Source organism: Bradyrhizobium sp. ISRA442, assembly GCF_038085055.1.
Taxonomy (GTDB): domain Bacteria; phylum Pseudomonadota; class Alphaproteobacteria; order Rhizobiales; family Xanthobacteraceae; genus Bradyrhizobium.
This window is the reverse complement of the sequence record NZ_JALGCN010000025.1, coordinates 14,036-26,645: the sequence shown is the minus strand read 5'-3', so window position 1 is coordinate 26,645 and position 12,610 is coordinate 14,036. Positions and strand designations below refer to the sequence as shown.

General features: G+C 58.0%; 8 protein-coding genes. 6 read left to right on the top strand and 2 right to left on the bottom strand.

Going from position 1 to position 12,610, the window contains the following annotated elements:
• Positions 1 to 398: 398 nt before the first annotated feature.
• Positions 399 to 830: a hypothetical protein gene (locus MTR72_RS33770; RefSeq protein WP_341511922.1), complete on the bottom strand. Its 432-nt coding sequence runs from the start codon at positions 828 to 830 to the stop codon at positions 399 to 401.
• Between the two features lie 799 nt (positions 831 to 1,629).
• Here MTR72_RS33770 and MTR72_RS33765 point away from each other — a divergent pair.
• The 3 genes from MTR72_RS33765 (at position 1,630) to cysN (ending at position 5,945) form a co-directional block, all read left to right on the top strand.
• Entirely contained in the window at positions 1,630 to 2,895 is a 1,266-nt protein-coding gene (locus tag MTR72_RS33765; RefSeq protein ID WP_341511921.1) for a sulfotransferase family protein, read from the top strand.
• A gap of 267 nt (positions 2,896 to 3,162) precedes the next feature.
• Positions 3,163 to 4,062 carry a sulfate adenylyltransferase subunit CysD gene (cysD, locus tag MTR72_RS33760; protein WP_445819658.1) on the top strand — a complete coding sequence of 300 codons (900 nt, stop codon included), beginning with the start codon at positions 3,163 to 3,165 and terminating at the stop codon, positions 4,060 to 4,062.
• Positions 4,062 to 5,945: a sulfate adenylyltransferase subunit CysN gene (gene cysN, locus MTR72_RS33755; RefSeq protein ID WP_341511920.1), complete on the top strand. Its 1,884-nt coding sequence runs from the start codon at positions 4,062 to 4,064 to the stop codon at positions 5,943 to 5,945. The genes cysD and cysN overlap by 1 nt, the downstream gene beginning before the upstream one ends.
• Positions 5,946 to 6,745: 800 nt before the next feature.
• On the opposite strand, the gene MTR72_RS33750 is transcribed toward cysN, so the two are convergent.
• Positions 6,746 to 6,973 (bottom strand): hypothetical protein, encoded by a 228-nt coding sequence (locus MTR72_RS33750; protein ID WP_341511919.1) that lies wholly within the window; start codon positions 6,971 to 6,973, stop codon positions 6,746 to 6,748.
• Between the two features lie 1,261 nt (positions 6,974 to 8,234).
• Between MTR72_RS33750 and MTR72_RS33745 the strand changes: the two genes are divergently transcribed.
• From MTR72_RS33745 to MTR72_RS33735, 3 genes are read left to right on the top strand one after another with little or no spacing between them, the layout of a single operon-like run.
• Positions 8,235 to 10,646 (top strand): 2-aminoethylphosphonate--pyruvate transaminase, encoded by a 2,412-nt coding sequence (locus tag MTR72_RS33745; RefSeq protein ID WP_445819657.1) that lies wholly within the window; start codon positions 8,235 to 8,237, stop codon positions 10,644 to 10,646.
• 31 nt (positions 10,647 to 10,677) lie between these two features.
• Positions 10,678 to 11,736, top strand: coding sequence for a dhydrorhizobitoxine desaturase (rtxC, locus tag MTR72_RS33740; protein ID WP_280969165.1), 1,059 nt, complete (start codon positions 10,678 to 10,680; stop codon positions 11,734 to 11,736).
• A 29-nt stretch (positions 11,737 to 11,765) separates the two neighbouring features.
• The gene (locus MTR72_RS33735) at positions 11,766 to 12,551 is read left to right on the top strand and encodes a gamma-glutamyl-gamma-aminobutyrate hydrolase family protein (RefSeq protein WP_341511917.1); all 786 of its coding nucleotides are present in this window, start codon (positions 11,766 to 11,768) and stop codon (positions 12,549 to 12,551) included.
• The last annotated feature ends 59 nt before the right edge of the window (positions 12,552 to 12,610 follow it).

Genomic DNA, 12,610 nt, shown 5'->3' with positions numbered 1-12,610 from the left:
AGTCTCAGACGAACTCCCGTAGGGGTGGATCTAGCATCCGTACGGGCAGCAGCTTCTTCAGCTTCGGCGAGGCAGTCTTGGCCGCGCTGGGCCGAACACATAGGCTGGTCGCTGTAGCCAAATGGAAACAACCTCGCGAATGGGGACCTCGAAGCTCATGCCAGGCTAAAGTTTGGGCGTAAGCGGACCGCGCCGAGCCTGTTGGCTAGCTCGAGCTCCGAGGCGATATGGCGCGCTCAACAGCAATTGAAAAAGCGCTCTGTTAGCTTGATAGATGGCGGCGGAACGGTTACGTCCTGAACCCGTCATCACCTGCCCGCCCTCGGCGTTGTGCACGGACCACAACCATCTTCGACCGCGCTGCTTCAAGACACATTCGAAGGATGGGAGACTCATGGTTAGCGAGCTCCATTTCTGACAGTCGTGCGTTTGGTCTTCTTAATGCCAGAGCGGGCCCTTTCCAGGCGATGCCTCACTGTAGCAGCCTTGGCAATGAGCTCGCTTGATCGGTCAATGCCGCATTCATCAAAAGCGAGCTCATCCTGCGCTGCCTGTCGTGGCGCCAAAGGCGCGAGATGCTTGCGCGTTTCGGCCGTCAGCATCTGCACGTTGCGCGCATCGTTTGCGGAGGACTTATGCCGCAGAAGACCGTTTTTTCTAGCAGCTTTGAGTGGGTTGTCACGAAGGAAGGGTCGACGTGCATCAATCGTGACACCAGATTGACCGGTACACCCTTTCCTCTGCCCAAATAGGTCACCGCCATCAGGATCGTCCACCGTGGCCCAGTGATGCCGAGCACATTCGATTGGCAAGCTCTTCGAGACACGCATGGATCGATCTCATCTCCCACATGAACGGCCGGACAATCTCGTCTCCGTCAATAGAGATGCGGCCAAGCGCGCATGCTGGATCAGGTAAATCCGGAGGTATCTTAAGTCAGGTTCCATCGTTTACAAGCCTCCTTTAGCGCCGATTAGGGGAGGGGCAACGCTCCAAGAGCAGGCAAATCAAATCCTTATAGTTCGGACGGATGAGCTTGCGAACAACGGGCTGGCCGGAGCTATGGCTCAGTGTCTTGACGGGCCAACGGCAGCATGCACGGGAAAGTTGCGTCGGGATCCGCTGACAAGATAAGCTGCGCCCCGCCAAGTGAGATGTCCGCGATGTGGTCTGCTTCTTTGCCGCACTCGCCGAGCTGTCCGCTCTTTTGCCGAGCTTCTTTGGTGTATGCCGAGCATCAGCGAGGTGCATGTCGCATTTAAGTGCCCCAGCAACAGGCAGCTTATGACTACACGTAATAACCTTCCATGTACCGCAGGCGGTCTTCGGCAAACGTCCGTATAGTTCTTCCCAACCTTCCCATATCCGCGATCAATCTTCGTGCAATTGAGCTGGCGCTTGACTTGGTTTCAACTGTCGAGCAATCGAGGAGGCAATTGCAGTTATGCTTCCGTGATCCCGCCCGATCGTCGAACTGAACGGCTCTTAAGTCATGAGTGGCAGACAAAAGTCTTGTCGTTTTGACGCTTTGTACGCATGCGATTGCCCATGTGATCGCGCGGCTGGCTTTTTTCGCTCAATCGACCGAGCGCCGACAGGGTTTGCTTTTCAAGCACGAAGGTCTGAACGATGAGCGGACGTTTTCGCCGTTCGCCTGCGGTGTGCTTTCTTCTGGGTCTTCCACGATCCGGGACGACACTCCTGGCGCATTTGCTCCAGCACCATCCAGACATTGTGGCTCCGCCTGAACCCTGGTTGATGCTGGCGCTTGAAGCCTTTGGCAGGGTGGACCAGCGTCATCCGGCGGGCAGCTCACTGATTGAGGCCGCGACCTCGGAATTCCTGGGGCGGATAGATCGCACGATCGTCAGCCGCGCTTTTGCCGATGCAGCATATGATCAGTATCTGGCAGAGGCGGGCAAGCGCATCATTATAGACAAGACACCACGCTATTGGACGGCGCTTGAGTTTCTTGAATCTGTCTATCCAGAATCGCCTCACATCCTTCTGATGCGCAATCCCTATGCCATCGCCGCTTCACTGAAATCGACGTGGGGCATCCCACTGCGGGCAGAAAGCTCGCATTCGGTCAGCGTCTCCAGTCTCGCCGATCTCATGCTTCGTCTGCCCGACGTCATCATATCTTCACTCGCCGATTTGGTTCTGGGTCTTCCCAAGCTCGCCGCACACCGCGCTCGCCCGCAGACACAGCTTGTGCAATATGAACTGCTTGTGGCGCATCCGGACGAGGAAATCCGGCGTCTGTTGACGGGGCTCGGCTGTGATCCGGCGGCCGTCGCATCGGCGGGGATGAGACAAGCAGATTATCTTCGATCCAGCAGCTTCGGAGACCGAAAAATCCTGGAACGAAACGCCGTCGACGAAAGCTCTGTCAAAACATGGCAATCTCACTTGAGCGTCGAAGAGATGCAAACCGTGACCGATCTGGTTGGCGCCGAGCTTTTGCTAGAACTCGGATATGAGCAAGAACTGCTGCATGCGCAGCAAGCCGGAGTCCTCGATAGGGGAGGTGAGGTAACCGAACTTTATCGTCAGATGTTCCGAACCTGGTGGGATTTGCGGAGTACCAAGACGGGAGCATTATCCGGCCCGTCTCACGCTGGAGAGCCGGTCCACACTGCTTGGGACGTTTCGGAGAAAGTTCGGGCGGCCTGCGACATCTCCAAGGTGCGACAGGCGAACGGTCCATCGGACGCTGACGTCGAGCAGAATTTGCGCCCGGCCACGTCGATGGCTGCCCCGTTGCAACAGGCGCTGTTGGCGTTAGAAGCTGATCGAGCTGCGGGGCTGGATGCCATTCGCAAGCGCGACGCGGCTATTGAGATGTTACGAGGCGAGGTCGCGCGGCTTGAGCAGATCCTCAATACGATCTGAATGCTTGCAATCAAAAGGCGCTGGCGGATTTTGCCAAGATGCTTAACCCACACGAGCTGATCTCCCGATCAGGTGTGACGCAGGCGCCGGCCGCATCAGCGGCGGAATCGATATTCTCCCCAGCCTGCAAGTCTGCTGTCCAACGGGGGCTTGACCTCATGGACGAGCCATGCGTCTTGGCCGGCCGTTTCCGCCGCGGATAATCTCACTGTGGGCTGGTGCCGTAGAACGGCGAAGACCAGAGATCCTGCATCGAAAAGAAGATATATGCTGCCGAAACATCTGCGCCATCTCGAAGCTGAATCGATTGAAATCATGCGTGATGTGGTCGCCGAGTTCAAAAGGCCGGTCATGCTTTACTCGATCGGAAAAGACTCAAGCGTCATGCTGCATATTGCGATCAAGGCATTCTATCCGGCAAAATTGCCTTTCCCCCTGCTTCACGTCGACACGACTTGGAAGTTCCGCGAGATGATCAGCTTCCGGGACGCCGCAGCCAGGCGGCTGGGCCTCGACCTGATCGTCCATGTCAACGAGGAGGGAATCGCGCGCGGGATCAATCCGATCGATTCCGGCTCCGCGCTACACACCCAGGTGATGAAGACTGATGCGCTGAAACAGGCGCTCGACCTTCACGGATTTGATGCCGCCTTCGGCGGAGCCCGGCGCGATGAGGAAAAGAGTCGCGCAAAAGAACGGATACTCTCCTTCCGTTCGGCCGGACACGTATGGGACCCCCGTAACCAGCGGCCGGAGCTCTGGAGCCTGTTCAACACACGGATTCGCCAGGGCGAAACCATGCGGGTGTTTGCGATGTCAAACTGGACCGAGCTCGATGTGTGGGAATACATCATGCTCGAGAAGATTCCGGTCGTTCCGCTCTACTTCGCAAAACAAAGACCGATAGTGCGTCGAAATGGTGCGTCTATCATGATCGACGACCAGCGATTGCCCCTTAACTGCGGCGAGAGGCCGGAAATGCGGATGATCCGCTTTCGCACGCTTGGATGTTATCCGTTGAGCGGGGCTATTGAATCCGATGCGACGACCATCGAAGACATCGTCGCGGAAATGCAGACTGCGACTGTGTCGGAGCGCCAGGGACGCCTAATTGATACCGATGAAGCCGCTTCAATGGAGAAGAAGAAGCGAGAAGGCTACTTTTGATGTTTGCAAAGCCAACAACGGAACTGGTCCCGGCCAGGACAAAGGATCAGCTGCGATTCATCACATGTGGCTCGGTGGACGACGGCAAATCGACGCTGATCGGCCGATTACTGCACGACAGCAAGATGATCTACCACGATCAGCTCACGGTGCTGGAACGCGACAGCATCAAGCATGGTAGCACCGGGAACGACATCGATTTCGCGCTGCTCGTGGACGGGCTAGAGGCCGAACGGGAACAGGGCATCACGATCGACGTCGCCTACCGCTTCTTCACGACGCCACGGCGCTCCTTCATGGTGGCCGACACTCCCGGTCACGAACAGTATACCCGAAATATGGCTACCGGCGCCTCGAATGCTCAGCTCGCCATCATCCTGATCGATGCCCGCAGAGGCATGATGGTTCAGACCCGCCGGCACTCCTTTATCTGTTCGCTGCTCGGTATTCGTCATGTCGTGCTGGCAGTGAACAAGATCGATCTTGTGGCATACAACAAGGAGTGCTTCGATCGGATCGCCCGTGACTATCTGGCCTTTGCCGCCGGTCTCGGCTTCACCTCGATCGTTCCGATCCCGATCTCGGCGCGCTACGGCGACAACGTCGTGGACCGCTCCGGTCATGCCAACTGGTATCATGGTCCCTGCCTGCTCGAGCATTTGGAAAGCATCGACATCCAGCCCGGCACCGCAAGCCAGCCTTTCCGCTTTCCGGTCCAATGGGTGAACCGGCCCAACCCGGATTTTCGGGGCTATGCCGGGTCGGTGGCCTCCGGGAGGATCTCGGCAGGAGACGAGATCGTTGTCGCCGTGTCGGGACGGACCACGCGCGTCAAGCGGATCGTGACCCACGATGGTGACCTTGTCGGCGCCGAAGCCGGCGATGCGGTTACCATTACACTGGAAGACGAAATCGATATCGGCCGTGGCGACATTCTGTCGCGACCGGACGACCGACCGAAGGTCGCCGACCAGTTCGCCGCTTATGTGATCTGGATGGACGAGGAGCCGCTCGCTCCCGGACGCAATTACGTCCTGCGGATTGGATCGCAGACGATCGCCGGCAGCATTACCGCAATTAGGCATCGGATCGACGTCAACACTTGTGAGCATCTAGCCGCCGAGATGCTTTGCCTCAACGAGATCGCCTTCTGCGATGTTGCGACCGCAATGCCCGCAGTATTCGATCCTTACGACGTCAATCGAAAGACCGGATCATTTATCTTCATCGATCGTTACACGAATCGTACGGTCGGGGCCGGCATGATTGCCTTTCCGCTACGCCGGGTTACCAATATTGCTAGGCAAGCGCTATCGGTGGACAGGAGGGAGCGCGCCGCGCTCAAGAAACAGAAGGCTTGCGTCATCTGGTTCACCGGCCTGTCTGGCGCGGGAAAGTCGACGATTGCCAACCTCGTTGATCAAAAACTGTTTGCGATGTCGCGGCATACCATGCTGCTGGATGGCGACAACCTCCGGCACGGATTAAACGCGGACCTCGGCTTCTCGGAGGCGGACCGCGTGGAGAACATTCGACGTGTCGGTGAAGTTGCCAAGTTGATGGCGGACAGCGGCTTGATCGTGATCTGCTCGTTCATCTCGCCCTCCAGGGCCGAACGGGACAGGGTGCGCAGCCTGGTTGGCAAGGAAGAGTTCATAGAAGTTTTTGTCGATACGCCGATCGAGGAATGCGCGCGGCGAGACCCAAAGGGCCTGTATTCAAAGGTGAAATCCGGCAAGATCAAGAACTTCACTGGGATCGATTCGTGCTACGAAGCACCAACAACAGCGGAGATTCATCTCAGGACCATGGAGCAGACCCTAGAGCATTCAGCGGAAGTGGTAGTGGATGCCTTGATGGCGCGCTCAATTCTTGATGGTTAGATGTCCCTCGCATCGCACCATCGATTCGCACAATATCTGCTGGCCCGGCCAAGGCGATTCGGCTCAGACGGGCCTGCGATCGGACTTTTGGCTCTAAAGGAACAAAATGGTCGCACCCACTCGTCGACTGCCCGCTTCCGGTTACGTGCTCGAAGTGGATGGTCAATTCAAAACCGAGTACGCGAGCAGAGATGGAGCACGGGCAGGAGCGGAGGAGCTCAAGAAGCGCCGTCCCATGCTCCAGATCAGAATCTACGACGCGATTACAAAGGCCAGAGAGGAAGTCCGGCTTCCAGTAGGTTGAGTTTTTCGCTTAGCGCTTCTCGCTGCGCGTGCGGCCAGCGAAACGCCGGGCTCCCGTTAAAGCCGAGCCGGGCAGCGTCCCAGCCGGATTCGATCTCTCGCGCATTATGAGGCTGGGGCCTCTGTTTTCCGGACCTCGCCGCATCCGGCAAGCGGGCGCTTGCGTCTCAGTATATTGACCAATCTGAACTTAGCGGTCGGCCACGACTCCCTCCTGTCGCGGCGATGCCAGCTTTCGGGAAGCTTGCTTCCTTTTGGCCCGCCGCTCGTCGGCGGACATGGCCTGCCTACGCCCCGCGCCTTCGCATTGCGAGACAACGCAGCCGCGAACCTTAGCCATCGTGCGCTGCGCTACGGACCTCCGCCACGCTTCGGGTTCTGCTCCGTTCCGCCCGCCCGTCGTTGATCGCCATGAAGGCGGCGATGGGCGCGGCCGAAAAGGCAAGGGAGCTCATCCACGGCAATGACAAGGACTATCTTTTGATAATCTGCTCTGGTCAGCCGTCAACCTGTTCGACCGCGCGGTAGACCGCGTCGAACGCGAGCTCGCCATCAACGAGCAGGCGCTCCAGAGGAGCCAACGCGAGCAGAACGGCTCGGAGGTGCGATCCGTCGAACCAGAGCGCCCCACGGCCGGGGTACTTGCGCTCATTGAGTGCCACGACGCGCTGGAACTCCAGCTCACCTTGGGGCTCACGCTTTGCACCAGCCGTCAACCACGGCACGTTCACCCCCGCCAGGATCGATCGGTGAGACGTTCTCGCCGCGAAGCGGCGTGCAGAACCGAGAGATGCTGTCAGCCTAGCGATCGTTTTCAGAGAGGGACACGTGTCACTCAAGTCCGTAGTCCTCGCAAAGCAGGATGACATGTTCTGCTTCACGGCGACCCGCCGAAAGGTGTCGAACTGATCGTTGCTAAAGGGCCAGCGATTCAAGGTCGCTCAATTGTCTTCAAGCCGGGCTCGACCACAGCCTGCCAAGGCCGCTCATTCAAGCGCAACGACTTGATACCGGCAGTCATGTCCGACGAGGGCGTACACTTTCCCGGCGGCAGCATCCGGGAGGATCTCGCCGGCAAGCTAGGTACCTCAACCTGCGGGTTGGCGAGGAATCGTACGTGAACTGGAGGACTGGGCCATCACTTACTTGCAGGTGGCGCGCTCGCAGGCGGAAGGCCGACGGTCCTGATGTCGAACTCTCAAATTACTTTAGCTCGTTGTGAATCTCCGCACTCTACTGCCTACGTCGGCTTATCGCGGCCAACTGGGAGTACGGTCAGGAAAAATTCACGCGAGAAAAATCCCTGGAGAGGGTTGAAACGCCCCTAACGTCAAGTTGTACGGTCTCGAAATGGACAACGACAGTCATCAGCGTCCGAAACCCTCCAACGAGCGACGGAGTGCGAATGCATCAAGTCTCAAGCCCACGCATCAGACTCCCGCTGCCAACGACGATCATCAAGTGTGCCATGCCTTGATCTGCATCCGGGCGCGATGACATCCGACTGCATCGTTTCCTAACGTCAAGTTTGCCCGAATAGCGCGGGTTCACCGCGTAAGTCGGTCGACCGACCTGCCGCTTCGCGACGTAAGAAGGCTACCGCGCTCAAGCCCGCGCATGCGTGATGGCTGGATGAGAGCGCGCGTCGGCGCCAGTTCGAGGGCGCGGTCCCAAAGCCAATTTCTAGGAGGTGTGAGTGGCATCGGTGATGAGCTCTATGAGAAATCGCTCTGTATCTGCGATGAGATATGGAGGTTGCCATCCGGCAGGCGTTTCGGATGCCGGCCCGAAACGCGCCCGCGATTAATGGCGTTTGCCCCGAAGCTGTTGACCGTGGAAGTCGACGCTCACCGCAGGGGCTCCCTGGTGGGCTGGGCGTTCTCCAGATCCATTGACGACTACAACTTGAGGAGGAATGGTTTGACAAGACAGCGCTCTTTGCTGACGCCCGGTCCATTGTCGTTATCGCTGGCGGTCAGGAGCCAGATGCAGCTTGATCTCGCATCGCGCGATTGCGAGTTCAAGGAAGTGACCGCCCGCATGAGGCGGCTAATGCTCAACTTGCTGCGAAATGCTGAGGACTATTCGGTGGTGCCTATTCAGGGAGGCGGCTCCTTTGCAATGGAAGCCGCTCTCTCTTCATTTGTATCCCGAGCCCACAGGCCGCTCGTTTGCATAAACGGCATCTATGGCGAGCGCATTTTACAAATTTTGCGGCTGTGGGGCGTCGAAGCCGTGAAGCTTGTCAAGCGAGCGACCGATCCTTTGGATCCTCAAGAAATTGGCGAGCATCTGAGCCGAAATCCTGGCGTTACGCACCTATGTTTTGTGCATTGTGAGACGACAACCGGAATCGTCAATCCGCTGGACGCGATCGTGGAGGAGGCGAGGCGACGTGGCGTAAAGACCATCATCGATGGGATGAGTTCTTTCGGCGCCCTCAATATCGACCTGAGCCAGCGTGGACCTGACGTCCTGGTCACCTCGAGCAACAAGTGCATAGAAGGGCCGCCGGGAGTAGCGTTTGTCATCGCGTCTCGCGAGCTGCTGGAGAATGCGGTTCAAGAACCGAGGTCGTTTGTGCTCGACGTGAGAGATCAATGGCGTTCGCTCGAGCGCACCGGTGAATGGCGATCGACCCCTCCCACCCACATCGTTCAGGCAACGACAAAGGCCTTGGAGATTCTGCACGAGGAGGGCATTGATGCCAGGCGCTGCAGGTATGAGAAGGTCAGGGACGATCTCGTCAAAGAACTCGAAGGAGTGGTATCTCCGCTGCTGTCCACGGAGTTGCAGTCGCCGGTCTGCGTTGCGTTCAGTGCGCCGCCCGGAATCGTGGACCAGGCAGGATTCGATGGGCTGTATCGCCACTTGGCGGCCCACAACCTTTACGTCTACTCGAAGCTGCATATTCCGACGCGGAGTTTCCGCGTCGGTTGCATTGGGGAAATCAAATCCAGCTGGATCGAGCAGTTGGGCTGCGCTTTTCGTACATATTTCCGGTCCGATCAGGCTCGGTCAGCGGCGCCGATGTCGGCCCAAGAGACATGCGGGGCTCGCGTAAAGATGCCGGCTCGAGCGGCTGGGGACCCGCAGCTGCCGTTTTCCGCCGAGACTGCTGTTCTGCATGCGGGCTATCGACGCGACGTAGTGACGAAAGCCGTCGCAGTGCCGATTTACCAGAATACAGCTTATGAACTCGATGGCGATCTAAATCACATCGCTGACGTCTACAACGTCAAGGCCGATGGGTTCACGTACACGAGGATCATCAATCCGACGACCCGCGCGCTGGAAAGGCGCTACGCCGCCGTCGATATGGGAAGCGACTCGCTCGCCGTTGCGTCAGGTCAAGCGGCGACGTTCCTGGCTATCGTCAACCTGTCAAGTGGCGAAGTGGGGGACAATGTCGTCGCCTCTCCGTATCTATATGGCAATACCTGGAACCTGCTCCACAACACATTAAAGCGTCTTGGGATCAGCGTGAGGACGGCAGATCCTCGAAGGCCCGAGACGTTCGAACGTGCCATTGATGATCGCACGATATGTCTGTTCGGAGAGGTGATTTCGAATCCTTGTCTGATTCCGCTCCCCGTCAAACAGCTGGCCGAGATCGGCCGAAAGTACGGCGTGCCTTTGGTCGTGGACAATACGACGACGCCACTGGTATGCCGGCCGTCAGATCTCGGCGCTGCGATTACGACGTACTCCGCAACGAAATATATATGCGGCCACGGCACGACGCTCGGCGGACTGATCGTTGACAACGGCGAGTTTAGCTACCGGGGAGCCTCTCGCTTTCCCTTGTTCAACCGTCCCGACGATGCGCATGGCGGAATTGTCTGGCATAACGCCGTGCGCGATGTAGACGATCTTGGAAAGAGCGAGTTTCTCCTCAAGGCTCGCATGACCTGGTTGCGCGATACCGGCGCGGCGATCGCCCCGTTTGCGAGCTTTCAACTGATCCAGGGGCTTGAAACGCTGCCCCTTCGCATGAAGCAGCACTGCGCGAATGCCAGGATCGTGGCCGACGTTCTCAAGGAGCATCCTAAAGTGCGCCGTGTCTTCTACCCGGGGCTCTTTGAAGGCGCCGATCGGGAAACCGTCGAACAGACACTCAATGCTGCATACGGACACGGGGCGATGGTCATGTTCGAAGTGGAGGACGAACAAGCCGGGCGCAAGTTCATCCAGAACGTCGACTTGATGTATCACGTTTCGAATGTAGGCGATGCCCGCACGCTCGTGACCCATCCTGTCTCGACGACCCACACCACCGTCCCGCGGGAAAAGCGCGAAGCCGCCGGCATATTTGGCGGATCGATCCGGCTTTGCGTCGGTATCGAAGATGTCAACGACATCCTGCGCGATCTGGACAAGGCGCTTTCCGCAATCTGACAACCTGCAAGGCGATCAGGAGGAGGTTCTCATGAATCAGGCAGACGCTTGGAAATTGAGGTCATCACGCTATGAGGCCGTTCAATTCAGCCGAGAGATCAATAGGCAGCTCTCCGAGCTGAGGCCCGACAACATAACGGGAGCCGCTTATATTGCTAAAGATTACGCTGTCATCACAGCGTGCACTCTCGCGACTGTGTCGGTCTCGTGGTGGCTCTACCCGCTGGCCGTCCTTCTGATTGGTGCCTATCAGCGCGGATTGACAACCATCGCTCATGATGCGGCTCACCGCACGCTCGCCAAGAACACGACCTGGAACTACGTCCTCGGCATTCTGTTCGCTTCCTATCCGTTGTTCCAGCGCCACTGGGCCTACCGGATCTCGCACGTCTATTTACATCATCCCTATCTCGGGGACCCGGACAAGGATCCCGACCTGAAGTTCTTCCTGGCCAGCGGCGTTTACGACGTGCAGCCTCCGGAGCGGTACGCCTTCAACATGATCTGGAAGCCGATCTTCGGCGGCGCGACAGTGGCGTATCTGAAGTATCTTTGGACCAATCGATTTTCGATCACACATGCCGAGGATCAGAGCCGCTCAGGCATACTTATCGACAAGTATGGCTTCTATCTCTTCTGGATCAGCATTCTAGTCGGGTCATATGCTGTTGGGCTGCTCCATATCGTCGTCCTGTTTTGGATCGTGCCCTATCTCACCACGTTTCAGGTCCTCGGCTGGTTTATCGAGCTCGCCGAGCACTCACCTATGTGCGAAACCGAGACGCAGAACGTCTATCTCACCAGGAATCGGAAAGGGAATTTCCTCGAGCGGGCCATCCTTGGACAGAATCTGGATGAGTACCACCTTGAGCATCACCTTTCGCCGGGTATCCCGTTTTGGCTGTTGCGCAAAGCTCAGAAAATCCGAATGCAGGATCCCAACTACGCGAAGGTTGCCGCTACCTGGGGCGGGCTCTTTGCCAAGGGACCTCAAGGTCAACCTAGCGTCATAACTCAGTTGAAAGAGCGAAATCGACGCTTGTACGAGCAGTCCGTTGCCGAGGCTCGCACGCGAGGGCTGGTGGCGTGACGTTGCTACGGCCAGAGAGCGCCCGAGCCGTGGTCGGCGTCACTTCGAACCGTCTTTTGGTCGATGGTGTGCATCGCGACTGGTTGCGGCGCAAATACGTGCAGGCACTCCATCGTCATGCGGGAGTGGCTTGCGTCATATTGCCGACGGTCGACGCCGAAGATGCGAGGGAGGAGGTCGCCCCGGCGATCATGCGCCGGCTCGACGGCTTGGTGTTGACAGGTGATGAATCGAACATCGACCCCGCCGTCCTGAGAGCGCCTGCGTCCTTGACGGAGGCTGACCGGCAGGACGTTGAGGTTGGGATCCTTGACCGTCCGCGGGACAGGCTCTCTGCCCTAACTATAGAGAGCGCCATCGCGCTCGGAATGCCTATTCTGGGCATCTGCCGTGGCCTTCAGGAACTCAACGTCTATTTCGGCGGCACGCTCCGCTCATCGCTTGCGGAGTGGAGGCCGGAAAGTGGCGCGATGCATGCCGAGAAGCCAGATCGTCCAAGAGACCGTCAGTACGACGCCGCGCACAGCGTCAGGATATCTTCCGATGGCGCGCTCTTTCCAATCGCGCGAACGATCGAAGCACAAGTCAACTCGCTGCACAATCAAGGCATCGAGGCGCTTGCCCCGGCGCTGAGGCGGGAGGCGTGGGCGCCTGACGGTTTGGTCGAGGCGGCTTCGGTCATTGGCGCCCCGACGCTGCAAATCGGTGTGCAATGGCACCCCGAATGGCACGTCTCAACCGATCTCCTCAGCAAGCAACTGTTCAAGGCATTTGGAGAGGCGTGTGTTGGGTACTACCGAACTAAGAAGAGCTAGAGGCGGATTGTGACATTTCAAACCAAACGTGGTCCGTGCGGGTCGAAAGGAGAGTCCCT

Bases quoted from the DNA above. Each gene is read 5' to 3' on its own strand.
- MTR72_RS33770 (WP_341511922.1), bottom strand. From the start codon at position 830: ATGCGTGTCTCGAAGAGCTTGCCAATCGAATGTGCTCGGCATCACTGG.
- MTR72_RS33765 (WP_341511921.1), top strand. From the start codon at position 1,630: ATGAGCGGACGTTTTCGCCGTTCGCCTGCGGTGTGCTTTCTTCTGGGT.
- cysD (WP_445819658.1), top strand. From the start codon at position 3,163: ATGCTGCCGAAACATCTGCGCCATCTCGAAGCTGAATCGATTGAAATC.
- cysN (WP_341511920.1), top strand. From the start codon at position 4,062: ATGTTTGCAAAGCCAACAACGGAACTGGTCCCGGCCAGGACAAAGGAT.
- MTR72_RS33745 (WP_445819657.1), top strand. From the start codon at position 8,235: ATGCAGCTTGATCTCGCATCGCGCGATTGCGAGTTCAAGGAAGTGACC.
- rtxC (WP_280969165.1), top strand. From the start codon at position 10,678: ATGAATCAGGCAGACGCTTGGAAATTGAGGTCATCACGCTATGAGGCC.